The organism is Streptomyces sp. NPDC107538, from assembly GCF_055657445.1.
In genome coordinates, this window is the sequence record NZ_JBVKAY010000001.1 from 765437 (window position 1) to 790318 (window position 24882).

General features: G+C 71.2%; 25 protein-coding genes. 5 read left to right on the plus strand and 20 right to left on the minus strand.

The window, feature by feature from the left end; translation table 11 throughout:
- The first annotated feature begins 286 nt into the window (after window positions 1-286).
- On the plus strand, window positions 287-1429 hold the full coding sequence (locus tag ACZ7MG_RS03345; protein ID WP_471396191.1) for a substrate-binding domain-containing protein: 1143 nt from the start codon (window positions 287-289) through the stop codon (window positions 1427-1429).
- Window positions 1430-1543: 114 nt separating this feature from the next.
- On the opposite strand, the gene ACZ7MG_RS03350 is transcribed toward ACZ7MG_RS03345, so the two are convergent.
- Both ACZ7MG_RS03350 and ACZ7MG_RS03355 read right to left on the minus strand, forming a co-directional pair.
- A complete protein-coding gene (locus ACZ7MG_RS03350; RefSeq protein ID WP_471396189.1) occupies window positions 1544-1906 on the minus strand; it encodes a S26 family signal peptidase in 363 nt (120 codons plus the stop codon).
- A 27-nt stretch (window positions 1907-1933) separates the two neighbouring features.
- Entirely contained in the window at window positions 1934-2935 is a 1002-nt protein-coding gene (locus tag ACZ7MG_RS03355) for a TIGR01777 family oxidoreductase (RefSeq protein ID WP_471396188.1), read from the minus strand.
- 92 nt (window positions 2936-3027) lie between these two features.
- On the opposite strand from ACZ7MG_RS03355, the gene ACZ7MG_RS03360 reads away from it, so the two are divergent.
- Entirely contained in the window at window positions 3028-3423 is a 396-nt protein-coding gene (locus ACZ7MG_RS03360) for a GNAT family N-acetyltransferase (RefSeq protein WP_471396238.1), read from the plus strand.
- 98 nt (window positions 3424-3521) lie between these two features.
- Here ACZ7MG_RS03360 and ACZ7MG_RS03365 read toward each other — a convergent pair whose 3' ends face one another.
- The 12 genes from ACZ7MG_RS03365 to ACZ7MG_RS03420 form a co-directional block, all read right to left on the minus strand.
- Entirely contained in the window at window positions 3522-4043 is a 522-nt protein-coding gene (locus ACZ7MG_RS03365) for a DUF4240 domain-containing protein (RefSeq protein ID WP_471396187.1), read from the minus strand.
- A gap of 30 nt (window positions 4044-4073) precedes the next feature.
- The gene (locus ACZ7MG_RS03370; protein WP_471396185.1) at window positions 4074-4511 is read right to left on the minus strand and encodes a hypothetical protein; all 438 of its coding nucleotides are present in this window, start codon (window positions 4509-4511) and stop codon (window positions 4074-4076) included.
- A 113-nt stretch (window positions 4512-4624) separates the two neighbouring features.
- Window positions 4625-5434 carry a class I SAM-dependent methyltransferase gene (locus tag ACZ7MG_RS03375; protein WP_471396183.1) on the minus strand — a complete coding sequence of 270 codons (810 nt, stop codon included), beginning with the start codon at window positions 5432-5434 and terminating at the stop codon, window positions 4625-4627.
- Window positions 5431-5622 carry a hypothetical protein gene (locus ACZ7MG_RS03380; protein ID WP_471396182.1) on the minus strand — a complete coding sequence of 64 codons (192 nt, stop codon included), beginning with the start codon at window positions 5620-5622 and terminating at the stop codon, window positions 5431-5433. Before ACZ7MG_RS03380 ends, ACZ7MG_RS03375 begins: the two co-directional genes overlap by 4 nt.
- An 81-nt stretch (window positions 5623-5703) precedes the next feature.
- Window positions 5704-7539 carry an ABC transporter ATP-binding protein gene (locus ACZ7MG_RS03385; protein ID WP_471396180.1) on the minus strand — a complete coding sequence of 612 codons (1836 nt, stop codon included), beginning with the start codon at window positions 7537-7539 and terminating at the stop codon, window positions 5704-5706.
- Window positions 7536-7661 carry a hypothetical protein gene (locus ACZ7MG_RS03390; RefSeq protein WP_471396178.1) on the minus strand — a complete coding sequence of 42 codons (126 nt, stop codon included), beginning with the start codon at window positions 7659-7661 and terminating at the stop codon, window positions 7536-7538. Before ACZ7MG_RS03390 ends, ACZ7MG_RS03385 begins: the two co-directional genes overlap by 4 nt.
- 2 nt (window positions 7662-7663) lie before the next feature.
- Window positions 7664-8293: a hypothetical protein gene (locus tag ACZ7MG_RS03395; protein WP_471396176.1), complete on the minus strand. Its 630-nt coding sequence runs from the start codon at window positions 8291-8293 to the stop codon at window positions 7664-7666.
- A complete protein-coding gene (locus ACZ7MG_RS03400; RefSeq protein ID WP_471396175.1) occupies window positions 8290-10239 on the minus strand; it encodes an alpha/beta fold hydrolase in 1950 nt (649 codons plus the stop codon). Before ACZ7MG_RS03400 ends, ACZ7MG_RS03395 begins: the two co-directional genes overlap by 4 nt.
- A 133-nt stretch (window positions 10240-10372) precedes the next feature.
- Entirely contained in the window at window positions 10373-10660 is a 288-nt protein-coding gene (locus tag ACZ7MG_RS03405; protein ID WP_236067477.1) for a hypothetical protein, read from the minus strand.
- 213 nt (window positions 10661-10873) lie between these two features.
- Window positions 10874-12289: a phytoene desaturase family protein gene (locus ACZ7MG_RS03410; protein ID WP_471396173.1), complete on the minus strand. Its 1416-nt coding sequence runs from the start codon at window positions 12287-12289 to the stop codon at window positions 10874-10876.
- A gap of 220 nt (window positions 12290-12509) precedes the next feature.
- Window positions 12510-13865: a sensor histidine kinase gene (locus ACZ7MG_RS03415; RefSeq protein ID WP_471946105.1), complete on the minus strand. Its 1356-nt coding sequence runs from the start codon at window positions 13863-13865 to the stop codon at window positions 12510-12512.
- A gap of 99 nt (window positions 13866-13964) precedes the next feature.
- Window positions 13965-14654, minus strand: a complete 690-nt coding sequence (locus ACZ7MG_RS03420) for a response regulator (protein ID WP_471396170.1) — start codon at window positions 14652-14654, stop codon at window positions 13965-13967.
- A gap of 253 nt (window positions 14655-14907) precedes the next feature.
- On the opposite strand from ACZ7MG_RS03420, the gene ACZ7MG_RS03425 reads away from it, so the two are divergent.
- On the plus strand, window positions 14908-15225 hold the full coding sequence (locus ACZ7MG_RS03425; protein WP_471396167.1) for a response regulator transcription factor: 318 nt from the start codon (window positions 14908-14910) through the stop codon (window positions 15223-15225).
- 90 nt (window positions 15226-15315) lie between these two features.
- Here ACZ7MG_RS03425 and ACZ7MG_RS03430 read toward each other — a convergent pair whose 3' ends face one another.
- Entirely contained in the window at window positions 15316-16437 is a 1122-nt protein-coding gene (locus ACZ7MG_RS03430) for a sensor histidine kinase (RefSeq protein ID WP_471396164.1), read from the minus strand.
- Window positions 16434-17111: a response regulator gene (locus ACZ7MG_RS03435; RefSeq protein WP_471396162.1), complete on the minus strand. Its 678-nt coding sequence runs from the start codon at window positions 17109-17111 to the stop codon at window positions 16434-16436. Before ACZ7MG_RS03435 ends, ACZ7MG_RS03430 begins: the two co-directional genes overlap by 4 nt.
- Before the next feature lie 190 nt (window positions 17112-17301).
- Here ACZ7MG_RS03435 and ACZ7MG_RS03440 point away from each other — a divergent pair, with 190 nt between their 5' ends.
- Window positions 17302-18561: a DUF418 domain-containing protein gene (locus tag ACZ7MG_RS03440; RefSeq protein ID WP_471396161.1), complete on the plus strand. Its 1260-nt coding sequence runs from the start codon at window positions 17302-17304 to the stop codon at window positions 18559-18561.
- A 143-nt stretch (window positions 18562-18704) separates the two neighbouring features.
- Window positions 18705-20021, plus strand: coding sequence for a phytase (locus ACZ7MG_RS03445; protein ID WP_471396158.1), 1317 nt, complete (start codon window positions 18705-18707; stop codon window positions 20019-20021).
- A 48-nt stretch (window positions 20022-20069) separates the two neighbouring features.
- Here ACZ7MG_RS03445 and ACZ7MG_RS03450 read toward each other — a convergent pair whose 3' ends face one another.
- The 4 genes from ACZ7MG_RS03450 to ACZ7MG_RS03465 all read right to left on the minus strand — a co-directional run bounded on the left by ACZ7MG_RS03450 (window position 20070) and on the right by ACZ7MG_RS03465 (window position 24624).
- A complete protein-coding gene (locus ACZ7MG_RS03450) occupies window positions 20070-20774 on the minus strand; it encodes a FadR/GntR family transcriptional regulator (RefSeq protein ID WP_471396156.1) in 705 nt (234 codons plus the stop codon).
- A 31-nt stretch (window positions 20775-20805) separates the two neighbouring features.
- A complete protein-coding gene (locus ACZ7MG_RS03455; RefSeq protein WP_471396154.1) occupies window positions 20806-21846 on the minus strand; it encodes an ABC transporter permease in 1041 nt (346 codons plus the stop codon).
- A gap of 2 nt (window positions 21847-21848) precedes the next feature.
- The gene (locus ACZ7MG_RS03460; RefSeq protein WP_471396152.1) at window positions 21849-23501 is read right to left on the minus strand and encodes a sugar ABC transporter ATP-binding protein; all 1653 of its coding nucleotides are present in this window, start codon (window positions 23499-23501) and stop codon (window positions 21849-21851) included.
- 73 nt (window positions 23502-23574) lie between these two features.
- Window positions 23575-24624 (minus strand): sugar ABC transporter substrate-binding protein, encoded by a 1050-nt coding sequence (locus tag ACZ7MG_RS03465; protein WP_471396150.1) that lies wholly within the window; start codon window positions 24622-24624, stop codon window positions 23575-23577.
- Window positions 24625-24882: the final 258 nt, after the last annotated feature.

Below are 24882 nucleotides of genomic sequence, written 5' to 3' on the forward strand. Positions count from 1 at the left end.
GAGACTATCGCCTGTGTGATCGCTTTGAGCCTGTGTGTAATCAAGAATTGATTACGAATTGTTCGCACGCGCCTACTGAGCGGTAAGGCCGCCCGTGGAGGGACGGGTCGGGGCCCTGCTACATTCCCACCGCGACAACCCGCCGGGCCGCAGCCCGAGGTGCGGCCGTCGTGCTGCCGTTGCGCTGCCGTCGTGGCGCCGGCGTGCTCCGATTCCGGCCGTCCGCCGGGTCGTTCTCCTCCCCCCACGCAACCCCTGCCCCCTCGTGCCCCGTTGAGGAGACCCCGTGCATCCCACCCGCAGAGCGACCGCGGCAGCCGTCACGTTCCTGGTTCTCGCCACGACCGTCGCCGGCTGCGACAGCGGTTCGGCCGGCGACGCGTCCACGGTCGGTGCGCCGAAGCCGGGTTGCCCCGCCGTCCTCGCCGAGGCGAAGCGGGCCGTCAAGGAGGCCGAGGACATCAACGCCCCCTGGAGCGGCCCCACCACCGGACCCGATGCCGTCCCCGACCGGACCCTCGCCTATGTCGCCCAGACCATGACCAACCCCGGTGTCTCAGGCGTCGCCAGAGGTGTCCAGGAAGCGGCGAAGGTCATCGGCTGGGATGTGCGCACCATCGACGGGCAGGGCACGCCCGAGGGCATCCGGGCCGCCTTCGCCGAGGCCCTCGCCCTCAAGCCCTCCGGCATCGTCGTCGGCGGCTTCGACCCCGGGTCCGTGACCGAGCAGGTCGCACGGGCGAACGCCGCGGGCATCCCGCTCATCGGCTGGCACGCCACCGCCGCCCCCGGCCCCAGCACCGATCCGAAACTCTTCACCAACGTCACCACCAAGGTCGAGGACGTCGCGGAGATCAGCGCCGACTGGATCATCGCCCGCTCCGGCGGTCGCGCGGGCGTGGTGCTCTTCACCGACGCCTCCATACCGTTCGCGAAACGGAAGTCGGACCTCATCGAGAAGCAACTCGCCACCTGCGCCGACGTCGAGCTGCTGAGCCACGAGGACATCCCCATCCCGGAGGCCAACAGCCGTACCGTCGACAAGGTCTCCTCCCTCCAGTCCCGCTTCGGCGACCGATGGACCTACTCCGCCGCCATCAACGACCTGTACTTCGACCACGCGGCACCCGCACTGCGCGCCGCCGGTCACCAGGGCGACGGCGCCCCGTTCAACATCGGCGCCGGTGACGGCGATCCCTCGGCCTTCGAGCGGATCAACGGCAAGCAGTTCCAGGCCGCGACCGTTCCCGAGCCCCTGTCCGAACAGGGCTGGCAGATCGTCGACGAGTTCAACCGCGCCTTCGCGGGCGAGCCCGCCAGCCGTTACGTCGCACCCGTCCACATCACCACCGCCGACAACAGCGGCGGCGCACTGTCCTGGGACTCGGAGGGCTACCGTCAGGCGTACCGCAAGATCTGGGACAAGTAGAGCCCGACTCGGGGGCGGTGGCGGCGGTGGCGGCGGTGGGGTCGGTTGGGCCGGTGGGGGCGGCGGGAGCCACATGCTCCCGGACGGATCCGTCCAGCGTGCCGCCCGCGGCGTCTACTTCTCGTCCGCGTCCGGTGTGCGTGTCTTGCCCGCGGCCGTCGGCCGGGCCACGCCCTCGACCGCGACACAGATGCCGAAGACACGGTCGTGACCGGTCCAACCGTTGACGTGGCCACGGTTGTTGCTGATCTGCACCCGCTTCCTGGCGGGGTCCACGGCGGACACCAGGTGCAGATAGACCGTGCCCGCGACACGGGCGAGGACGATGTCACCCACCGCCACCTTCGCCGGATCGACCGGAGCGACGACCACCCGCTGCCGACTGCGTATCAGCGGAACCATCGAAAATCCGCTGGGCCGGAACTCCACGGTCTCCCCGCCCGCGACCCTGCCCGCCACCGCATCCAACGCGCCCATCCGACGATCGTGGCAGGTTCGTTCCCGTCACCCCACCGAATTTCTCACCCCGCCGGGTGGGCCGCTGGCGTCGGACGCGACGCCCGTGGACTTCCGTCCGGCACTTCGTACGAGGGACGCGGCGGCCCCCTCCCAGTCCGGATACGCGAAGTCGAACCCGGCCGCGCGCAGCCGACCCGGCGTCACCCGGCGGCTCTTGAGCAGCAGTTCGGTGTCCGAGCGCAGGGCGAAGGCCCCCAGCTCGGCCATCCAGCGGGTCGCCGGCAGACCCACCGGAACGCCCCAGGCCCCGCGCAGCGTCCGCATGAAGTCGCGGTGCGGCAGGGGGCCGGGCGAGGAGAGGTTCACCGGGCCGTCGAGGTCGTCCCGGGCGATCAGGAACTCCACCGCCCGTACGAAGTCCTCGCCGTGGATCCAGGAGACGTACTGCGCGCCGCCGGCCACCGGACCGCCCAGCCCGAGGCGCGCCATCCGCGACAGGATGTGGAACACCCCGCCCCGGTCCGGGCTCATGACCATCGCCGCGCGCAGTGCCACCTTGCGGGTCGCGGGCGTCGGCGCCTCGGTCTGCGCCCGCTCCCAGTTCCTCGCGATCTCCACGCTGTACGCCCAGTAGTCCGGCACCCCGGACTCGGAGCCGCCGATGACGCCGGTCGCCTCGTCGTGCGCGGCGTCGAAGCGGTGGGCGTAGATCGTCGCCGTACTCATCTGCAGCCAGACACGTGGGGGACGTGCGGCGGCGGCGATCGCCTCGCCGACCACGCGTGTCGAATCGACCCGGGAGTCCATCATGGCCCGCATGTTCTCGGCGGTGTAACGACAGGAGACGCTGCGCCCCGCCAGGTTGACCACGACATCGCTGCCGTCGATCGCCTCGGCCCAGGGGCCGAGCGTGGACCCGTCCCAGCCGCGGTGACGCGCCCGCGTGGGACGCCTGGTCAGCACCGTCACCTCATGCCCGGCCGCCGTCAGCGCGCGATCGAGCAACGCACCCACCTGTCCGGTTCCCCCGGGCAGCACTACCTTCATCGAACCCCCTCGGCTTCGCTCGTCACCAGCGTACCCTCTCCTTTTGAACATGTTCAATTAATGGGGGCGGTGCCTATGATCGGGGAGTGAGCATCGACATCGCATACGAGTGGCGGGGCGACTTCGCCGACGCCGACCTCAACGCGCTGCACGCCGACTGCTTCGGACACCCCGTAGGCCGGACCGCGTGGCGGGAACGACTCGAACGGCACAGTCTCGGCTGGGTCTGCGCGCGGGAGGACGGGGCGTTGATCGGCTTCGTCAACCTCGCCTGGGACGGCGGAGTCCACGCCTTCGTCCTCGACACGGTGGTGGCACGGCACCGCCGCACCCGAGGGATCGGCGCCGCGCTGATCGCGACCGCGGCCGGAGAAGCCCGCGCCGCGGGGTGCGAGTGGCTGCACGTCGACTTCGAGGAGCACCTGCGGCCGTTCTACTTCGACACCTGCGGCTTCAAGGAGACGACGGCGGGTCTGATCGCCCTGTGAGCGCGGGGGCGGGGACCGTCGGTCAGTGCGTACCGCTGGGGCCGGAAGCCCGGCCTTCTCGCCGACTCGGTCGGCGACCCGCGCCCCGGAAACCGGCCCTATGCGGGCCGTCGGTTCAACGGCGGTACCTCAGGCCCGGTGTAGCGTCCCCCCTTCGTGCCGCGGGTGGGCTGCCATCCGGCGGTATTGCTGAAGCTCTCCCAGGACACGCTCGTGCGCTGGTCGTGCGGCGCTCCGGTCTGGGCCTCGTACGCGTTGGCGGCGAGGTACAGGAGAGACTCGAATTCCATCCCGGTCGGGAAACGCGAGGGATCCGCGAGTACCTCCTCGTAGAACTCCCTTCCGTTCGCCACCACGACACAACGCGCGTACAGGAAGTCGTCGGCGGAAATGTAATCGTCTCCGTCGTCCGGGTCCGCCTCTCCCCGATAGCACCAACGGGCGTGCTCTCGCGTATCCAGAGCGAAAAGCTTGGTGGCAAGCAGGTCCTCGAACGCGACGATGTCCCGCGACGGCAGTGCCTGAAGCACCTGCGAGGCGGGAGCGAGCACCGCCTCGTCGTCACCGGCCCGTTCCCAGTCGAACGATGCGATGAGGGCCCAGAAACGTACTTCATCCATGGTCCGATCCTTGCATGGGCTCAAGACCGCTCAGCCACGAGACGGCTTCCCTCCGGGCAGCTCTGCGAGCGCCATGGCCGCGGCCTCGCGGACGTAGTCCACGGGGTGGTGCCGATAGGGCTCGATCATCGGGCGGGCGTCAGGGGCACGGGTGGAGCCGAGAATGCCGAGGGCGTGCTCCAGGAGAGGGGCGGTCATCGTGGGGAGGCACGGCGCCAGTCCGGCGACCAGCCGGAGCGGCAGGTCTCGGCGTTCAGAGGCGTTACCGATGGCGTTGAGAGCACTCTCACGGACAGCGTCGTCCGGGTCCTTCACGGCAGTGGTGAGCAAGCACGCGACAGCCGTTTCCGTCTCGTCCTGCGTCAGGCTCGACCCACGCAGGAGATCACCGAGCTGCTCAGCGGCGGCATCGCGATCCCGGGCGTCAGGGGCGTGCAGGTCAGCCAGGAGGGCAGGGGCCAGATTCATACGGCCACCGTGCCATGCGGTTCGGAAAACTGGGCGCGGACTCAGCGCTGGTCGGGGCAAGGCCCACCGAGGGGACCGGGGAGGTGTCCCCGGCCCCCTCATGCCCGGGGCGGTCAAGGCTTGACGTAGGTGCAGATGGCCAGGGGGGAGTGGGGGGAGTAGGGGGCCGCGTCGGGGGGCCAGTCGCCGAAGCGGGATTCGGGGACGAGGCCGGCGGTGCGGGCGTAGGTGTCGAACTCGTCGGGGGAGGTCAGCCGGGAGACCTCGGTGCCGACGCGGCTGGTGCCGTCGGACTCGAACCAGACGTGCGAGAGGTGCCAGAGCGACCCCTCGGGCAGCAGCAGCGAGTGGCTCTGCAGCCCCGTGCCGGGCTCCGGGTACGGCGTGAAGTACGTGGTGCGGGCCCGGCCTTCGTGCAGGGCGAGGATGGCCGGCTTGTTGTGGGTCTCCACGACGAACCGCCCGCCGGGAGCCAGGAGATCGGCGGCACGCTGCACGGCCTGCTGCTGCTCCTCCGGGGTCAGCAGCATCGACAGGGTGGCGCAGATGGCGTACACGAGCCCCACGGTGCGGTCGGCGGTGTAGGTGCGGATGTCGCCGTGCACGGCGTCTACGGGCGTCTCGTCGGTGCGGTCGCGGCGCAGCAGGCCGAGCATCTCGGGCGAGCAGTCGACGCCGGTGACCGGGCCGACGCGGCGGGACAGCGGGAGCGCGACGCGTCCGTTGCCGACGCCGAACTCGACGGTGCCCGAGGCCGGGTCCGGGTGGAGGGAGACCAGACGGTCGACCTCGGCGACGACGGACGCGTCGTCGGGGAAGAGCCGGTGGTACCAGTCGTCGAACTGCCGGCCGTAGCCGATGTCGTCGATGATGCCGCCCGTGGTGGAGCCGGTGGACGTGGCGGGCTTGGTCGGGGTGCTCATGGGTGGTGCCTCCGTTTCTTGGGCGGGGTGGGCCTCGGATGGGTGCTCCGTCTGGCCTGGGCGCAGGCGCCGAGCAGCACCACCAGGGCGACGCCGAGGACGGCGGGGGTGCTGACGGCCCGGGTGGTGATCAGGAAGCCGACGATGCCGAGGGCCACCACGAACGGGATCAGCAGGAAATCGTTCATCACACTCTCCAGTCGGTAACTCCGATAACTCCGATAACGCAGATGACTTCGGTAACTCTGTTCTGTTGTCGGGTACTTGGTTCAGGACGCCACGTCGGTGAGCGACTGGATGCGGGCGAGCCGGCGGTAGAGGTCGCTGTGCTGGTGGAGTTCGTCGTGGGTGCCGATCGCGTGGATCTCGCCCCGGTCGAGCACGACGATCCGCTGGGCCTCGGTGACGGTGGACAGCCGGTGGGCGATGGCGATGACCGCGCAGAAGTCGGAGATCATGGCGATGCTGTCGCGCAGCGCGTTCTCCGACTCGCTGTCGAGGTTGGCGGTGGCCTCGTCCAGCAGCAGGATCCGGGGCGCCTGCAGCAACGTACGGGCGATGGCGAGACGTTGGCGCTGACCGCCCGACAACCCCGCGCCCCGGTCGCCCAGTTCGGTGTCGAGGCCGTGCGGAAGCGCGGCGATCACCTCGGTCAGGTTGGCCATGCGCAGCGCCTCGGCGACGTCCTTGTCCCCGGCGTCCGGCGCGCTGTAGGTGAGGTTCTCGCGGACGGTGCCGCGCAGCAGGGTGTGGTCCTGGTCGACGTAGCCGACGACGGACCGGAGCTTGTTCAGCGGCATGTCGGTGATGTCCGTGCCGTCGATGCGGATCGCCCCCGACACCGGGTCGAAGAGCCGCTCGATCAGCTGGAAGACGGTGGACTTGCCGGCGCCGGACGGGCCCACCACGGCGGTCAGCCCGGTGGCCGGGACCTTGAACGAGACGTCGTCGAGGACGATCTTGTCGGTGCCGGGATAGGCGAACGTCACCTTGTCGAAGACGAGACCGCTGTCGTACGCGCCCCTGGAGGAACGGGGGCCGCGCTTGCGCTCGACGGGGGGTTCCGTCGCCCGGTCGCCCTCCACCTCGATCTTCCCCAGCTCGGCGAGACGGTCGATCGAGGCCCGGCCGACCTGGAACTGGGCGATGGAGGTGAACAGCGTCAGCAGCGGGGCCACCAGATAGAACAGATAGAGGATGAACGCGGTCAGGTCGGCGGCGCTCATCTGGCCCGTCGCGCTGCGGGCCGCGCCCAGGGCGATGACGACGGTCAGGGCGAGCTGCGTGCCGATGCTCATCGTGGGGTCGAGCAGCGACGACAGGACCGTCACCTTGATCCCCGACTTGCGGGCCTGCTTGGCGATGTCCGCGATGCCCTCCGCCTCGCGGGTCTCGGCGCGGGACGCCTTCACGGTGGGCATCGCGCCGAGCACCCGCATCAGCGCGGAGCCGAAGTTGCCGGTGTCGGTCTGGTTGGTGATCGACACCTTCCGTACGCCGCGCGCCAGCCACAGCGAGATGACGCTGGTGACGCCGAGACAGCCCAGGGTGGCCAGCAGCAGGACCTCGTCCACCCAGGCCATCAGCGCGATACCGCCGACGACCAGGAACCCGTTCTGGATGATGCTGTCGATCGCGTGCGTCATCGTGGTCCGGGCGAGGAGCGTGTCGCTGACCATCCGGGCGAACACATCGCCCTGCTTCCAGCCGCTGTACGCCCGGAACCGGGACCGCAGCAGCCGGGAGGCGAGGCTGCTGCGGATGTCGTAGACGATGTTCTCCCCGGCCAGCCCGATGACGTACGAGTGGAGGGCGCCGAGGACGGCGTCGGCGAGGAACAGGGCCGCGGCGATCATGATGGGCTCGGTCACCGGCTGCCCCTGCTCGACGGTGGCGACCAGCGCGCCGATGACCGCGGGCTGCGCCAGGGAGGCGGCGGCGCCCAACAGGCCCAGCAGGATGCCGAGTCCGATCAGCCCGCGATGCCGGCCGAGCGCCCGCCACGGCTTGGCCCCCTTGCCCCACAGCAGATGCAGATGGAGCTGCGGGACCGCCCGGTGGACGGCCCGCGGCCTGGCCGGGGGCCGCGTGCCGAGGGGGCTCACTCGGAGTCACTCCCGTCGTGCTTGCGCTCGCGCACCACCTGGACGTAGAGCAGGGCCGCCTTGATGAAGCCGATTCCGACCAGGGCGAGGCCGCTGATGAAGAAGGGATTGTCGAGGCTCATGGTCAGGCCCTCACTTCGGTCTTGGCCGAGGCGGCCGGAGCGGAGGGGGTGAGCGGGGTCCTCGGCGCGTAGGGGTCGAGCGGGATGAACGGGGAGACGAACATGAGCCGGGGGTCCTGGCGCATGTCGTAGCCGGTGCCGGAGGCCAGTGCGAACTGGAAGCCCCGGATGTCGTCGGCCGGTGTCTCCTCGGCCGCGATACGGGTGCGGACATGCTCGGTGATCAGCCGGCAGCCGGGGGTGCTGGTGGCTGCGGCGAAGCCCTGCTCCAGACGCGGCAGGATCTCCTGACAGGCGTCGAAGACGGCCTTGTCGGCGCGGCGGGTCGGGAACCACACCAGGTGCATCGGCTTGCGGTCGACGATGCCGCTGGCGTCGCGCCAGGTGGACGCCGAACCGTCGCCGCTCACCGTGCGGTACAGGAAGTGGTAGTCGAACATGGCCGGGTGCGGGGCGAAGAACCGCCAGTTCGGCAGGAGCGAGAAGTGGTCCCGGGACCGGACCCGGCTGAAGTCGTGGTGGGGGTGCTGGCCGGCGAGGGTGAGCAGGAGCATCGCGGCTCCGGCGATCCGCCAGGGGGCGCCCTCGCCGGTGAGGGCCTTCTTCAGGTACGTACGGGTCAGCGACCTCATCGCGCGCTCTCCTTCCGCGTGGCGGGACGGGTGGGGCGGCCGGCGGAAGCGGAGGAGGAGTCCGAAGCGGCGCTACGGCCTGCGGGGGAGTGGTGGTCGAGGCCGTCGAAGAACGCGAGGATGCGGTCCGTGACCTGGTTCGCGTGGCGGCTGTTGATCAGCATGCTCTCGTGGGTGGCGCCCTCGATGACCACGGTCTCGGCGGGCGCGCCGACATGGGCCTCGGCGAGTTCCCTGTGCAGCAGCAGTTGTTCGGGGCTGCGGTCCACGGTCCGCTGGGCGGAGACCACCAGCGCGGGGACGCCCTCGATGCGGGCGAGGGCACCGGTGAACGAGCCGAAGTCCTCGCGGATCCCCTTCCATTCGCGGCGCGCGGCCTCCCACATCCGGGCGTCCGCGTACTGCGCGAACACCTTCTTCCGGTAGGCGTACGGCAGTTCGCTGATCCACACCGGGCGGGTGAGGAGCAGACCCGAGCCGAGCCGCAGCGCCCGGCTGACGGAGGCGAAGTTGCCCGACAGGCCCCGCTCGATCGTGCCCAGCCCGCTGGTGAACTGGCCGGGGTGGGAGGAGTCGAGGTAGACGATGCCCTGGAGCCGGTCGCCCAGCTGCCGGGCGGCACGGCGGGCGAGTTCGCCGCCGATGGAGTGGCCGACGAGGATCACCTTGCGGTGCGGGGCGACGGCGCCGTTGACGAGGTCGACGAGGTCATGGACGGACTCCGACAGCCGGAACGCGGTGGTGGCCCGGCGTCGGCTGCCGGCGTAACCGGCGCGGGCGTAGGTGACGACCCCGTACCGGGTCTCGTGGCACAGGCGTTCGGCGATCCACGCGTAGTGCTCGCTGGTCGAGAGCAGTCCGCTGGCCAGCACGATCACCGGCCGGTCGGGTTGTCCCGGTGAGTACTCCTCGTACTGGAGTTGGTTGCCGTGCCGGGTGGTCAGGGTGCGGGAGGTGTGCCAGCCCTCGGTGGTGCGCAGCCGGCGGCGTACGGCGGTGACGGCGGCCGCGGCGGCGCCGCCCGCGAGCGCGACGGCGGCGACGGTCCGGGCCCGGTCGTCGCGGGCGGCGCCGATCGGGTGGGAGCGCGGGGTGCTGGTGTAGGCGACGAGGGGGTGGAAGGCGGGGAAGGCGGGGACGAACCGGCTGAGGCCCATGAAGTAGCCGTTGGCCACATGGAACGCGGCGGCACTCGTGATCATGGAGCGGGTCAGCTTGCCGCCCCGGGCGTAGACCAGCGGGAAGAGGCACTCCAGGGCCAGCACGCTGTGGGTGAGCACCTTGGCGGTCTTCGGGTGTTCCACGGTCCAGCGGTGCATGCCCTCGTGCCCGTAGGTGCGGGTGCGCATCACGCCGCCGAGCGCGGTGGCGTCCCGCCAGGGCTTGCCGAACAGCTTGACCCAGCCGGATATCGCGTAGGCCATGTTGGCCTGCAGCGCGGCGTACCAGAGCAGCGCGTCCTTGGCGGCCGGGGAGGGCACCACCCGGGCGGCGCCGGTGGCCAGTTGCACCAGGGTGGCGACCTGGTCGGAGCCGTCGCCGCCGTAGTGGTGGCGGGGGGAGAGCACCGCGGACGAGGCACCGAGGAAGAGGCTGCCGGCGCCCCGCCAGCGGGAGTCGCCGGGCAGCAGCATGGCGAGGGCCACGGCGGAGCGGGCGACGTGCAGGGCGGTCGTGGTCCGCACTCCGCTGACCCCGTCGACCAGACGGCGCGTCAGGGGGCCGGCCCCGGCCAGGTTCTGCCGGGCGACCTCCCAGTCGTTCATTCCGCCCTTCTCGATGTCCTTGCGCTGGCTCAGATACTCCAGGGAGGACTGCAGGCTGGACACCGCGGCCAGTCGCTCGGAGATGCCGAGGGCACGGTCCCTGCCGACCGGAGCCGGTCCGAAGACCGCAGAGGTGATCCGCCCCGGAATGACGGGAGGGATTTTTCCGCTGAATTTCACGGGCTCCTCTTTCGTGGTAGCCTCTGGTTGCGATTTTTCTGCCTCAAGGTTCTTTGCCTCAAGGCACACTGCCGGGCCAGAACACACCTCTGGCCCGGCAGTTCTCATGTGCTGCGTCGATCGGTCAAGCGGATCAGACGGCGCCGCCGACGGCCGCGGCCTGCGCGTTCGCGGCGTTGGCGACGGCCTGGTTGGCGTCCACCGCCGCGTTGTTCGCCTCCACCGCGCTCGCGGCGCCGACCACCTGGGCGACACCGCCGGCGGCCTGAGCCAGGTCCGCCAGACCGCCCAGCGCGTTCAGGGCGTTGGCGCCGCTGACCCGGCCGATGCGCGGGGTACCGAGGGTCGGACGAGCGGACGCGAGGATGACACCCTCCACGGGGAGGTCCAGACGGTCCATCGCCTTCGCAATGCTGCTCATTCGCTTTTCCCTTTCGTTTCGAGGGCTTCGGAGAACCTTTTTTCCGTGCCCTTCGAGAAAGAACATTACGGGGGCCCTCAGGGGCTTCACATCCAGAAAATTGACGAATTCCGGAGTGACGGGCTTCACATGGTTCCGGTGAACGCCGGGCGGCACGCAGAAAGGCCCGGACCGTGCGGTCCGGGCCTTTCTGGAACTCTCTGGAAAGAGAAATCAGCGACGAATCCGGCGCAATGCCGACGCCGCCGCGTTCGCCCCGCACATACCGTGGGCGCCGGCTCCCGGCGGGGTCGCCGCCGAGCAGATGTACCTGCCCGGTACGCCCGTGCTGTAGGGGTCGAGCGCGGCACGCGGGCGCAGGACGAGCTGGAAGGCGGTGTTCGCGCCGGCGACGATGTCACCGCCGACGTAGTTCGCGTTGTACTCCTCGAAGCCGGCGGGCGGGCGGACGGCCAGGTCCAGGACCCGTTCGCGGAACCCGGGGGCGAAGCGCTCGATCTGTGCGACGACCGCCTCCGTGGCGTCGCCGTCGTAGCCGTGCGGGACGTGCGCGTACGTCCAGACCGGGTGGACGTCGCCCTTCGAGCGCTGGGGGTCGGCCAGATACTGCTGCCCGACGAGGACGAACGGCCGGTCCGGCATACGCCCTCGGTGGATCGCCCGCTCGCCGGCGGCGACCTCCGCGTAGGTGCCGCCGAGGTGGACGGTGCCGGCCCGGCGGGCCGCCTCGTTGGTCCAGGGCACACCACCCTGGACGGCGAAGTCCACCTTGAACGCGCCGGGACCGTACCGGTAGCGGCGGTAGGCGCGGGCCACCCGCCCCGGCAGCCGGTCGCCGAGGATGTCGGCGACCGCACGCGGGGCGAGGTCGAACATGACCACGTCGGCCGGCGGCAGATCGGCCTCGGACCGCACCCGCACCCCGGTCTCGATCCGGCCGCCGAACTCCGCGAGTTGAGCCGCGAGCGCGTCGGCGATCGCCCGGGAGCCGCCCGCCGCCACCGGCCAGCCGTGCCGGTGACCGGCGGCGATGATCGTCAGACCGATCGCGGCGCTCGCCGGCCGGTCGAACGGGCGGAACGCGTGCGCGGCGACCCCGGCGAACAGGGCGCGGGCCTCTTCGGAACGCCACCGCCGGGCCATCACGGCGGCCGGCAGCAGGGCCCGCGGGCCGAAGGACGCCAGCCGCAGCGGATGGCGCGGCACATGCGCGAGCGGCCTCATCAGATCCTCGGCCAGGGCGTCGTAGCCGTCCGCGAGCGGCCCGAAGACCCGTCGCCATCTGCGGCCGTCGCCGTCACCGAGGCCGTCGGCGGTCTCCCGCACCGACCGGTGCAGGACCCCGGCCGCGCCGGAGTCCAGCGGATGGACGCAGTCGATGTCCGGCAGGTGCCAGGTGAGGCCGTGCCGGCCGAGGTCGAGGCTCCGCAGGAACGGCGAGCCGACGGCCATGGGGTGTGTGGCGGAGCAGTGGTCGTGCAGCAGACCCGGGGTCAGTTCGCTGGTGCGGGTGCCGCCGCCGATGGTGTCGGCGGCCTCCAGCACGGTGACCTCCAGGCCCTCCCGGGCGAGGAACACGGCGGCCGCGAGACCGTTCGGACCGCTGCCCACCACGACGGCCGTACTCATAAGGCTCCTGCGTCTCTCGGGCGGCGAACGGGAAAACGGTGGAACGGGCCCCGGAAAGGGCCCGGTCCGCGCCGATTCACCACTCTGCGGGACGAGGGAAGGCCGTCCCGGCGCCTTGGGACTCCGACATTAGAGGGTGGTCCGTTCCGGCGCGATTCGCAGAATTGCCTAATTCTCGGGCCGGGCCCCCGGCCCTCGCCGAACCGCGGCCGAGCCGTGGTCATCCCGCGTCCCAACTCATATCCGGTTCGGGCTCCGTGTGCGCGTGCGGCTTGGCGTGCCGACCGGACGGCCGACGGGCCGGCGAGGCCGACGAGCCCGGTCCGGCGGATTCCTCGGCGTTTTCGAGCGCGGCCTCCGTGCGGACCGGGAAATGCGCGATGAGCCACCAGCCGCCGTCGTCGGCCGGGCCCGCCGCCAGCGAGCCGCCCACCGCCTCCGCCCGCTCGCGCAGCCCGATCAGGCCGTACCCGCCGCGGCCTCCCGTGGGCCGCGCGACCCGCCGCTCCGGCCCGTCGTTGTACACATCGACCCGCAGCAGGTCGTCGCGGGTGCGATGGACGCGTACCGTCGCCTGTCTGCCCGGCGCGTGCCGCCGTACGTTGGTCAGCGCCTCCTGCACCACGCGATGCACCGCGGAGCCCACCTCGGGTTGCAGAACGCTGTGCCGGGCGGCTCCGGTGATCTCCAGCTGGGCGCTTGAACCGTCGCCCTGGCCGCTGAACGCCGAGACCAGCTTGGTGAGTTCGGCGTACGGCTCCTCGGGCCGCTCGATGACGGTCTGGTCGCCGTCCTCGCGCAGCACCCGGATCAGCCGGCGCATGGAGTCCATGGTCCGCTGCCCGGCCTCGGCGATGTTGGACAGGATGGGGCCGACCTGCTGTGGCGCGCTCTCGTGGATCACGCCGGCGGCGTGTGCCTGCGCGATGATGCCCGTCACATGATGGGCGACGAAGTCATGCAGTTCCCGGGCGAGTTGGATCCGCTCGGCGAGCCGTACGGCGGCGATCGTACGGCGGCGGCGGGCGTCCAGCGTGCGTAGATAGCAGCCCGCCCCGACAGCCCCGCCGACCGCGAACGTCAGCAGGAACGGGTAGGTGAGGGTGACCCCCGTGCCCCCGGTGCGCAGCGGTTCGTCGATGACGCTGGCCCCCATCGCGGCGGCCAGGGCGAGGGCGACGCGGGGCCGGGCCACATTGCGGCAGGTGCGGGCGAGCAGGACCAGCATGCACGCCGTCTCCAGCAGCCCCCACTCGGGCATGGCCCACCCCATCAGGGAGGTGCCCAGCGTCACCGCCGTCGACAGGGCCGCGCACACCCCCGTACGCCACTTGATGCTCAGCCGTGCGTCGGGCACGAGCACCAGCGCGAGGGCGACCGGGCCGGTCACCAGCGGCAGCCAGTCGAGGGGGCCCCGCTGCTGCGACACGATGATGCCCACGTCGAGCAGCCACAGCACGCCCAGGGCCGGGTACAGGGCCTGGTGGCTCAGCCGATGCACGGGTGACCGGGGGCGGCCGCGGTGGTGTGGCTGGGTCGCTCGTGCCGAGAGTGCCGCGAGTGACGAAGGTGTCATGGAAGTGCAGGTTAGGCATGGACATGCTTCGCTGGCAGGTGGTGCGTCGTTCTGTGGGGAGTGACACAGATCGACCATGAGATGTTCATGGAGTCACCGTCAACGCGCGGTGCGGACCGTCCCGTTGGCCCAGGCCCAGGCGGCGACCTCGACGCGGTTGCGGACGCCGAGCTTGTGGTGGATGTGGCCCAGATGCGTCTTCACGGTGGACAGGGACAGACACAGCTCGTCGCTGATCTCCTGGTTGGTGCGGCCCACCGCGACCAGCCGGGCGACGTCCAACTCCCGGCTGCTGAGCGACGATTCGGGTGCACCGGTGCCGTCCGCCGGTGCCGACGCCCGCTCCTCCAACTGCTTCAGCAGCCGGACCGTCACCCCGGGCGAGACCAGCGCGTCACCGCGCGCCGCCGCCCGGACCGCCTCGATCAGCAGCGCGGGCGCGGCGTCCTTCAGCAGGAAACCGCAAGCGCCGTTGCGCAACGCGATGTTGAGGTAGTCGTCCTGGTCGAAGCTGGTGACCACGACGACCTGGGTCGGGTGGGTGGCTCCCGGTCCGGCCAGCAGCCGGGTCACCTCCAGCCCGTCCAGCTTCGGCATCCGGACGTCCACCAGGCACACGTCCGGCCGCAACGCGCGCGCCAACTCCACGCACGCGAGCCCGTCGGGGGCCTCCCCGACCACCTCGATGCCCTCCTGGGCGTCGAGGATGAGTCGGAAACCGGCCCGGACCAGATCCTGATCGTCGGCAATCATCACGCGTGTGGGGGTGCTGCTCACGCGGCCGAGCATGCCATGGATCACGTGGCCGGTCCGGTGGACCGCGGAAGTCGGCCGTCGAACAGCCGTGCCGAATCGGGCGGTTGGCGCGTTCCCGGCGAAAGATCCGCGTCGGGCGGATGGACCGAGGCCGATCGGCCGATGTCTACCGCCGGGTATCGGTCGAACGGTCGATGGCCGGGGCCCGGCTGTCACGGAAGAGTCACAGCGCAGCACACGGACGACACACGGGTCCCCGACCCCCTCCGAACAAGGCAGGCACCCCATGGCAGTGGACAGCTACGGCCGACTCAGCGCCCGGGAACTGGAGATCCTCCTTCTGGCAGCCCACGGTCTGTCGGACGCGGACATGTCCAGGCGGCTGTCGATCTCACCCCGCACGGTGGCCTCCCACATGCGCAGCCTGCGGGAGAAGCTGGCCGCGAAGAACCGCACCCACCTCATCGTGACCGCCCTCCGCGCGGGCATCCTCGCGCTACGGACGGATCTGCTGGACCGGGCGGAGCGGTTCGACCGGCTGGAGGAAACGTTCCGTTTGACGGGGCACAGCGGGGTCCGGGCCCAGCCCGTCGGCGTCGCGTAGCGCTTGGGCGGGTGACCGCGTGGGCGGATGACCGCGTGAGCGGGTGACCGCGTGAGTGTGTGCCCCGGGCCGGGTTCGGTCCGGGGCACTTCACTGTGCGGCGTCGGACGGCAGCTCCAGACACAGCTCGTAGCCGCCGTCCCGCAGATGCCTGGACGTCACGGTTCCGCCGAGGAGTTCGGCGCGCTGGCGCAGGCCGATGAGGCCGTGGTGGGCGCCCGGGAGGGAGAGTGCCGGGCGGCTGGGAGCGGTGTTGGTGACGGTGGCGCGGAGGGTGCCGCCGTGCTGCCGGAGGCGGATGGTGGCGGTGGCGCCGGGGGCGTGCTTGCGGATGTTGGTGAGGGCCTCCTGCACGGTGCGGTAGACCGCGCGCTGGACCGGTGGCGGAAGGTCGGCGGGCAGGTCCGTGCGCAGATCGGTGTCGATGCCGCTGCCGGTGACGAGCCGTTCGAGGTCGGCCAGGGAGGGCTGCGGGGTCAGTTCGGTGGGGCGGCTGCCGGAGGCCCGCAGTATGCCCACCATGTGCCGCAGCTCGTCCAGGGTCTGCACACTCAGCAGCCGTATCGTGGCCGCCGCCTCCTTCGCCTCCGGGTCCCGGCTGCCGACCTGGAGGGCGCCGGCGCGCACGGCGATCAGACTGACCTGGTGGGAGACGGCGTCGTGCATCTCCCGGGCGAGCTGGGCGCGCTCCTTCGCCAGGACACCCTGCGCGACCAGCAGCCGCTCGTGCTCCTTCACCTCGGAGACCTCCACCAGCCGCAGCGACAGCTCCCGGCGGGCCTGGACGAGCTGCCCGAGGAAGAGGGGCGCGGTCGCCTGCGCCACGCTGTACGAGAGCGGGATCAGGCCCTGGCGGTCGTCGAGATCGGTGAACTCCGGTGACGGCCACGACCACCAGGTCAGGTCGCAGACGGCGAACGCCAGCGCGCACACGGCCAGCGGCACCCGGTGGTGGGTGCGCGAGGCGAGCGTGTACAGCGCCACCAGCGTGGCGAACACCGCGTCCGTGAACAGGGCCGTCGGCAGCGTGAGCAGGAAGGCCGGCAGGGGGAGACGGCGACGCGCCAGCAGCGCACAGGCGGCGAGCAGGGCGGCGGCCAGCTCCCCCGGGTGATGGGTGCCCACATCGTGGATCCAGACGTCCAGCAGCGAGGCCGCGACGAGCAGGGCGTCCGTCACCGGTCCGTGCGGGGTGCGGGAGGGCGACCTCACGCGCTCTCCCGCCCGCCGCCGAGCGGGCGCGACGGCCTGAGCAGCCCCGCCCGTTCCGCCAGCAGCGCCGCCTGCACCCGGCTGCCCACCTCCAACTTGGTGAGGAGCGCGCTCACATGGTCCTTCACCGTGCCCGTGCCCAGATGCATCCGCTCGGCGATGTCGGTGTTGGACAGCCCCTCCGTGATCAGGACCAGGACGTCCCGCTCCCGTTCGGTCAGCCGGTCCACGAGCCGTACGGCGGCCGCCCGGGGCCCGTTGTCCAGGTACCCGTCGACCACGGTCCGGGTCACCCCGGACGACAGGACGACCCCGCCCGCCGCCAAAGTCCGTACGAGATACGGCAGTTGCTCCGGATCGGTGTCCTTGAGGAGGAAACCGGCGGCTCCCGAGCGCAGGGCGGCGGCCACGTACTCGTCCATGTCGAAGGTGGTGAGCATGGCCACCACGGGAGGGCGGGGGAGTCTTCTCAGCTCGGCGAGGACGGTCAACCCGTCCACGTCCGGCATGCGGATGTCCAGCAGGACGACCTCGGGGCGCAGTTCCCGTACGGCCTGGACGGCCCGGCCGCCGGGGACCGCCGCCACCACGTCGAGGTCGTCCGCGGAGTTGAGGATGTGCTCGAAGCCCGTACGGATCAGGGCTTCGTCGTCGACCACCAGTACCCGGATCACCCGTGCCCCGCTCGTCGTCGGACCACCACTGGACTTCTTTCGAACCCCTACGACGTCCGAAGTCGCCGCCGGGTTCCCCTTTCTCCCGGTTTACGGTCACCTGGCGGGGGTGACTCCGGCTGACCGGCGGGGACGGTCCAGCCATCCGCCGGATGGTGACGCGCCCCCCGCGCCCCCGACGCTGAAAGCCATGACACCAGACACGTCGTCCGACCTGTCGGCCGAGCCGGCCACCCCGCCCGCCCGCACCCCCGCCCCCACGGCCGCCACCGACGCCGAGAGGCGCGCCAGGCGCGTCACCGGACGGTTGGTCGGCATCGATCTCGCCCGTGGGCTCGCGGTGTTCGGCATGTACGCCGCCCATGTCGGCCCCGACCCGGCGGGCGGCGGGCCGCTGGGCTTCGTGATGGAGCTGGCGCGGGGCCGCTCCTCCGCGCTGTTCGCGCTGCTGGCCGGCTTCACCCTCGTCCTGATCACCGGCCGCCCGCACCCGCGCACCGGCCGCGCCGGACGGCAGGCCGTGGCCCGGATGGTGATCCGCTCCCTCGTCCTGATCGCCCTCGGGCTCGCCCTGACCGCCCTCGACACCGACGTCGACGTGATCCTCGCCTTCTACGGGCTGACCTTCCTCGCCGTCCTCCCGCTGTGCCGGCTGCGGGCCCGCACGCTCGCGCTCCTGGCCGCCGTCGGCGCGCTCGTCATGCCCCAAGTCCTGTACGGGGTACGGCTGTCGATCGAGAACGGCGACTGGGCGGACGCGATCACCGCCGCCGACCCGCTGGCCCGGGTCAGTGACACGGACGGCTTCCTGGAGCTGCTGTTCACCGGTGAATACCCCGTGCTCACCTGGGCGTCGTTCATGCTGGCCGGGATGGCGGTCGCCCGGCTCGACCTCACCCGGAGCGCGAACCGCTCCCAACTCGCGCTGGCGGGCGCCGCGTTGACGGTCTTCGGCTACGGTGGCTCCTGGCTGGCCCTGCGTCTCGTCCCGCACGCGCGGGCCACCGTCGCCGCCGCCGCGGACGGCGACGGCGCGGCCTCGGCCTGGTGGTCCGACACCGTCGGCTACCTCGTCGACGACACCCCGGCGGCCTGGCTCCTGGTGGGCGCGCCGCACAGCCAGACGACGTTCTCCGTCCTCGGCAACACCGGGGTCGCGCTGCTGGTCGTGGTGGGGTGCGTGACGGCCATGGACCGGCTGCCGCGCCTCGCCCGCCTCGCCACCCCCGTGTGCGCCGTCGGGATGACGGCCCTGACCGCGTACGTCCTGCACATCCTCGCCATCCGCGAGTTCGGCATGGAGGAGGAGACCGGGCCCGCGCTCGTCGACCTCGCCGTCTACCTCCTGGTCGCCCTGGTGCTCGCCACCGCCTGGACCCGCTTCTTCCGCCGAGGACCGCTGGAGCATGTGCTGCACGTCTGCACCCGCCCGGCGCGCCTCATCAGGTGACGATCACGCGAACTTCGGCCAATCTGCGGCCACTTCACCATGCCCGCATGGACAGACCCCGTCCGTCTCCGCGCAAGCTTCACTCCGCACCATCTGCATGACCCGACCATCGACACCATCGACGACCCATCAAGGGAGCGCGTGTGAGAACGCCCCGCACTGCTCGAAGAGCCGCCCTCCTCGCCACGGGCACCGCGCTGACCACCGTCCTGGCGGTCTCCCCGGCGGGAGCGGGTACGCCCGTCCTGCCGACGGTGACCGCCACGAGCGAGTCGGCCGCGCTCCACGACGACGAGGCCGGCGGCAACGCCGACGCCGACGACCCGGCGATCTGGCGGAACCCCGCCGACCCGGGCCGCAGCCTCGTCGTCGCCACCGCGAAGGAGGGCGGCCTGCGCGTCTACGACCTGGACGCCCGCCTCGTGCAGACACTGGCCGCGCCGAAGCCGCCCACGGACGACGACGCCCCCGGCCGCTACAACAACGTCGACCTGGTCACCGGTCTGCGCACCTCGGCGGGCCGGGCCGATGTGGCGGTGGTGAGCGACCGGGGCAACGACCGGCTGCGGATCTACCGCATCGATCCCGCCCGCCGCGGCGGACCCCTCACCGACATCACCGACCCGGCCGCCGCGCCCGTGTTCTCCGCCGACCAGGCCGAGATCAACGACCAGCGCACCGCGTACGGCCTCGCCACCTGGACCGACAAGGCCACCGGCCGCACCTACGCCCTGGTCAGCAGGCGCGAGCGCACCCGGCTCGCCCTGCTCGAACTCCTCCCGGCGGCCCACGGCAAGGTCGGCTACCGCACGATCCGCACCCTCGACCTGCCGTCCTCCTTCCGCCTGCCCGACGGCAGCACCTGGAGCCCCTGCGGCGAATCCGGTGAACTCCCGCAGGTCGAGGGCATGGTCGTCGACCCCGCCACCGGCACCCTCTACGCCGGCCAGGAGGACATCGGCATCTGGCGGCTGCGCGCCGACCTCACCGGCAAGCCGGTCCTGGTCGACCGGACCAGGGAGTACGGCGTCCCCGGCACCTATGACGAGGAGACCGAGGAGTGCGCGCCGGGCACCGACCCCGGCTATGGCGGCAAACGGTTGTCGGCCGACGTCGAGGGCCTGACGATCTATCAGGAGCGGGACGGAGACGGCTACTTGCTCGCCTCCAGCCAAGGGGACAACACCTTCGCCCTGTACGACCGGGAGGTGGGCGAGGGCAACGAGTACGAGGGCGGCTTCCGGATCGGTGCCGCCTCGCCGACCCTGGACAGTGTGGAGGAGTGTGACGGCGCGGCCGTCCTCAACGCCCCGCTGGGCCACCGCTATCCGCGCGGTCTGCTCGTCGTCCAGGACGGCCAGGAGACCCCCGGGGCCCCGGACGGCGAGGGCGGCACCCGCACGGGCACCGGCTTCAAGTTCGTCGACCTCGGTGAACTGGTGGACGCCACCGACATGTGAACGCCGACATGTGGCCGACGACAGGTGGGCACCGACAGGTGAGCGCGGTCAGCCCTCGGCCACGCAGAGGGGATCCTCCTCGACGAGCCCGTGCGCCATCCACTGCTCCACGGCGGCGACATGGACCGTCGCCGCCGACACCGCCAGCGCGGCGTCACGGGCGCGCAGCGCGCGGAGGATCTCCTCGTGCTCCCGGTGCGCGTGCTCCACGGACCGCTCGGTGCGGGTGCCCCGGACGATCCGGGCCCGCTGCGTGCGGGTGGAGAGCACCCGCAGCAGCATCGACAGCACCGGGTTGCCGACCGCCTCCACGATCCGCAGATGGAAGGCGATGTCGTGGCCGACGAACTCCTCCACCGTGGCGGCCGCCCGCGACCGCTCCAGGATGGCGCCCAGCTCGTCCAGGTCCCCGGCGGTGAGCAGGGCCGCCGCCGCCCCGGTGGCGTGGGGTTCCAGCAGCCGCCGTACCTGGAGCAGTTGCAGGGCCGTCTGCCCCTGGGAGACGTCCGACGCGAAGGAGAGCGACTCCAGCAGCAGATGCGGCTCCAGACTGGACACATACGTGCCGTCGCCCTGCCGGGTGACCAGGATCCTCATCGCGGTCAGCGCCCGTACCGCCTCCCGCAGCGAACTGCGGGACAGCCCGAGCTGGGCGGCGAGGATCTCCTCCTTGGGAAGGCGGGAGCCCGGCGCCAGCTCACCGGCCACGATCATCGCCTTGATCTTGTCCATCGCCTCGTCCGTGAGTGCCACGAGGTGTCTCCCTCCGCCCGGTCCGCCGGGGTCACTCCTGCTTCTCGCCCGAGGCGAAGCGGGAGATGATCAGGGCGACGATGATGATCGCGCCGTTGAGGAACTGGTTCCACAGCGGTGGCACTCCGGCCAACGTCATGACGTTCACGACGAGTTGGAGCGTCAGCACACCGGTGAGCGCGCCGAACACCGAGCCCTTGCCGCCGTTGAGGCTGACCCCGCCGATGACGGTCGCGGCGAACACCTGGAAGATCCAGCCGCTGCCCTGGGTCGCGGAGATCGAGCCGTAGTGACCGCTGTAGAGGATGCCGGCGAACGCGGCCAGCACACTGCCGAGGATCAGCACCGCCCACACGATCCGGTCCACCCGGACACCGGCCGTGCGGGCCGCCTCCGCGTTGCCGCCGATCGCGTACAGCGCCCGCCCGTGCCGCAGCCAGGCCAGCGCGCTGCCGCCGAGGGCGAACAGCACCACGCAGATCCAGATCGCGGCCGGCACCCCCAGCCACGAGGCCTTCCCCAAGTAGGTGAAGGAGGACGGCAGTTCCACGATGGACTGGCCCTCGGAGAGCGCCACCTGGAGACCGCGCAGCATGGTCAGCATGCCGAGGGTGACGATGAAGCCGTTGAGGCGCAGCTTCAGGATCAGGAACCCGTTGACGGCGCCGATCACCACGCCCACCAGCAGACACAGCGGTACGGCCGTCCACTCGGGCAGCAGCCCGAGGCCGGTGAACCGGGCGCCGCTGGTCGGCAGTACCAGCCAGACCGCGATGACGGGCGCCACGCCGATCGTGGACTCCAGGGACAGGTCCATCCGGCCGCAGATCAGGATGAGCGCGGTGGCCAGCACCAGCAGGCTCAGCTCGGTGGACTGCTGGGCCACACCGATGAGGTTGTCGGCGGTCAGAAAGGCCGGCGAGACGATGAACCCGATCAGGCCCAGCACGAGGATCGCCGGGACCAGGGACAGTTCACGGAAGCGACCGAGGTCGAGCCCGCGGCGGGTGTCTCCGTCGGTCTCCCGCGCCACGTTCGTGGCGGGGTCGGTGACATCAGTGGTGGCGGACATGACTACCTTCCGTGCTCTTCGGGGGTGTCGGAGGCGGGGGTGTCGGACGCGGGGGTGCCGGAGGAAGGAGCGTCGGAGGACAGGGCGTCGGAGGCGGGAGCGTCGGGGACGCCCTCGATGGCGGCGACCAGGTCCTCGTCCCGCCAGCCGCGGTCGAACTCGGCGACCACCCGCCCGTGGAACATCACGGCGACCCGGTCGCACACCCGCAGGTCGTCCAGTTCGTCGGAGACGATCAGCGCGGCCTTCCCGCCGTCGGCGATCTGCCGGATCCGGCGCAGCAGGAACTCCTTGGACTTGACGTCCACGCCGTTGGTCGGGCGGATCGCCACCAGCACATGCGGGTCGGTGGCCAGGGCGCGGGCGACGACGACCTTCTGCTGGTTGCCGCCGGAGAGCGCCGACACAGGGGTGGCGCCGCCCGGGGTCTTGATGTCGAGGTCCCGGATCATGCGCTGGGCGAAGACCCTGGTCCGGGAGGGCAGCACGGTGCCGTACGGGCCGAGCTGGTCGGTGACGGTGAGCGTCGCGTTCTCCGCCACGCTGCGGTTGTTGACCAGCCCTTGCAGATGCCGGTCCTCCGGGACGAGCCCGACACCCACGGCGAGCGCCGAGGGCACACTGCCGCCGCGCACCCGCCGCCCCCGGACCGAGATCGTGCCCTCCTCGACCCGGTGCAGTCCGGCGACGGTCTCGCCCACCCGCACATTGCCGCTGGCCGCCGCCCCGGCGAGGCCGACGACCTCGCCCGCGCGCACCGACAGCGACAGGTCCTCGCAGGCGCCGGGCAGGGTGAGGTGCTCGACCGCCAGCAGCTCGGGGGCGTCGGACCGTACCGGGGGGCGGTTCTCGACGGTCTCCGCCGCCGTGACGGTGGTCTCCCCGGTCATGGCCTCCACCAGCTGCCGGTGGTCGAGTTCGGCGACGGGCGCGGTCAGGATGTGGGCCGCGTCGCGGTAGACGGTGACGGTGGTGCAGAGGTCGTAGACCTCTTGGAGGTGGTGCGAGATGAAGAGGAAAGCGACGCCCTGGCGCTGGAGGTCGCGGAGTTTGTCGAAGAGCCGGTTGATGCCGCGGGCGTCGAGCTTGGCGGTCGGCTCGTCGAGGATGATGAACCGGGCGCCGAAGGACAGCGCCCGCGCGATCTCCACGAACTGCCGCTGCTCGACGGTGAGGTCCCGCGCCCGCGCGTCGGCCTTCACGTCCACGCCGTACCCGGCGAGCAACTCCTCGGCCCGCGCCCGCAGTTGCTTCCAGCGGATGGGCCGCAGCGCGCCGTCGCTCTGCCGGTTGAGGAAGAGGTTCTCGGCGACGGTCAGGTCCTGGATGATCGTGGACTTCTGGTAGACGCAGGCGACCCTGGACCGCCAGGCGTCGATGTCCCCGACGGGTGGCGCCGCCTCGCCGGAGAAGCGCAGGGTGCCGGTGTCGGCGTGCCGCAGCCCGGTCAGGATGGACACCAGGGTCGACTTGCCGGCGCCGTTCCGGCCGACCAGCGCGTGCGACTCGCCCGGCGCGATGGTGATCCGGGCGTCGCGCAGCGCGACGGTGGCCCCGAACCTCTTGCTGATGCCGGTGGCCTCGGCCACCGGGGTGCGACTCCCGGCGGCGGGGAGGCCGCCGCCGTTCGCCGCGGCGGTCGCGGTGTCCGCCATGGTGGATACCGTCCTTCGTGGGGTGGATACGAGGCGTGGGGGATGCGAGGGAGTGCGGTCGGCCGGGGCGGGGTCAGCCGACGTTGTTGCCCCACAGGGTCTTGTCGTCCACGTTCTCCTTGGTCACCAGCGGCGCGGGGAGCTGGTCCTCCAGGCCGTTGGGGATCTCGATGATCGTAGAGTCGTGGTCGGTCTTGCCCGGCTTGAAGGTCTTGCCCTCGGCCGCCGCCTCGGCGTAGTACAGCGCGTACTTGGCGTACAGGTCGGCGGGCTGGGAGACGGTGGCGTCGATCTGGCCCTTGCGGATCGCCTCGAACTCCTGCGGGATGCCGTCGTTGGAGATGATCGAGATGTGGCCCTTCTCCCCGGCGGGCTTCAGCAGGCCCTTCTGCTCCAGCAGGGCCAGGGTCGGCTGCAGGAAGACACCGCCGGCCTGCATGTAGATGCCGTTGAGGTCGGGGTGCTGGGCCAGCAGCGACTGGAGCTTGGCGGAGGCCACGTCGCCCTTCCAGTCGGTGGGCAGCTCGAACACCTTGATGTCCGGGAACTTCGTCTTCATGCACTCCGCGAACGCCTCGGAGCGGTCCCGCCCGTTGATCGAGTCCAGCGCGCCCTGCAACTCGGCGACCTTGCCCTTGCCGCCGAGCTGTTCACCCAGGAACTCGCAGGCCTTGGTGCCGTACGCCCGGTTGTCGGCGCGGACCACCATGTAGACGTCGCCCTTGTCGGGGCGGGTGTCGACGCTGACCACGGGGATCTTCTTCGACGCGAGGGTGTCGAGGGTGGAGGCGATGGCGCCGGTGTCCTGCGGGGCCATGACGACGGCCTTGGCGCCGGTGTTCTGGAACACCTGGACGTTGGCGACGAGCTTGGTGATGTCGTTCTGCGAGTTGCTGAGCGGGAGCGCGTTGATGTCCTCGGACTTGACGTCCTTCTTCAGGTACTCGGCGTAGGAGTTCCAGAAGTCCGAGTCGGAACGCGGCAGGTCGATACCGATGGCGGGCTTGTCACCGCCCGAGCCGGCCGACCCGGAGGAGCTGTCACGGTTGCACGCGGTGAGGAGGGTGAGGGCCGCGAGGGCGCAGGCCGCTGCGGCGGTGGAGCGGGTGCGAGCGAGCTTCATGGCCGGGTTCTCCTTAGCCAGGACAGGGAGGCCGCCCTCCGGTACAGGCATGCGTGAACCGTCGGAGGGGAGGGATAGAGGGTCAACCGGATGAACGAGCAGCGGAGTTGGGGAGGCCACGATCTAGGTGTGGCTCTTGCAGCGATTCCTCCGATGTATCTCGGACGTCGAGGACGTTACGACGGCATTGCCGGGGAAGACAAGGGGGCACTCATCACTAATTCGTCACCCTGGGGAGAAGTGGGCGTCGATCAAATA

Bases quoted from the DNA above. Each gene is read 5' to 3' on its own strand.
- ACZ7MG_RS03460 (WP_471396152.1), bottom strand. From the start codon at position 23,501: ATGGCGGACACCGCGACCGCCGCGGCGAACGGCGGCGGCCTCCCCGCC.
- ACZ7MG_RS03390 (WP_471396178.1), bottom strand. From the start codon at position 7,661: ATGAGCCTCGACAATCCCTTCTTCATCAGCGGCCTCGCCCTGGTCGGA.
- ACZ7MG_RS03455 (WP_471396154.1), bottom strand. From the start codon at position 21,846: ATGTCCGCCACCACTGATGTCACCGACCCCGCCACGAACGTGGCGCGG.
- ACZ7MG_RS03355 (WP_471396188.1), bottom strand. From the start codon at position 2,935: ATGAAGGTAGTGCTGCCCGGGGGAACCGGACAGGTGGGTGCGTTGCTC.
- ACZ7MG_RS03380 (WP_471396182.1), bottom strand. From the start codon at position 5,622: ATGAACGATTTCCTGCTGATCCCGTTCGTGGTGGCCCTCGGCATCGTC.
- ACZ7MG_RS03465 (WP_471396150.1), bottom strand. From the start codon at position 24,624: ATGAAGCTCGCTCGCACCCGCTCCACCGCCGCAGCGGCCTGCGCCCTC.
- ACZ7MG_RS03365 (WP_471396187.1), bottom strand. From the start codon at position 4,043: ATGGATGAAGTACGTTTCTGGGCCCTCATCGCATCGTTCGACTGGGAA.
- ACZ7MG_RS03350 (WP_471396189.1), bottom strand. From the start codon at position 1,906: ATGGGCGCGTTGGATGCGGTGGCGGGCAGGGTCGCGGGCGGGGAGACC.
- ACZ7MG_RS03370 (WP_471396185.1), bottom strand. From the start codon at position 4,511: ATGAATCTGGCCCCTGCCCTCCTGGCTGACCTGCACGCCCCTGACGCC.
- ACZ7MG_RS03405 (WP_236067477.1), bottom strand. From the start codon at position 10,660: ATGAGCAGCATTGCGAAGGCGATGGACCGTCTGGACCTCCCCGTGGAG.
- ACZ7MG_RS03410 (WP_471396173.1), bottom strand. From the start codon at position 12,289: ATGAGTACGGCCGTCGTGGTGGGCAGCGGTCCGAACGGTCTCGCGGCC.
- ACZ7MG_RS03420 (WP_471396170.1), bottom strand. From the start codon at position 14,654: ATGCTCGGCCGCGTGAGCAGCACCCCCACACGCGTGATGATTGCCGAC.
- ACZ7MG_RS03415 (WP_471946105.1), bottom strand. From the start codon at position 13,865: ATGACACCTTCGTCACTCGCGGCACTCTCGGCACGAGCGACCCAGCCA.
- ACZ7MG_RS03375 (WP_471396183.1), bottom strand. From the start codon at position 5,434: ATGAGCACCCCGACCAAGCCCGCCACGTCCACCGGCTCCACCACGGGC.
- ACZ7MG_RS03425 (WP_471396167.1), top strand. From the start codon at position 14,908: ATGGCAGTGGACAGCTACGGCCGACTCAGCGCCCGGGAACTGGAGATC.
- ACZ7MG_RS03395 (WP_471396176.1), bottom strand. From the start codon at position 8,293: ATGAGGTCGCTGACCCGTACGTACCTGAAGAAGGCCCTCACCGGCGAG.
- ACZ7MG_RS03440 (WP_471396161.1), top strand. From the start codon at position 17,302: ATGACACCAGACACGTCGTCCGACCTGTCGGCCGAGCCGGCCACCCCG.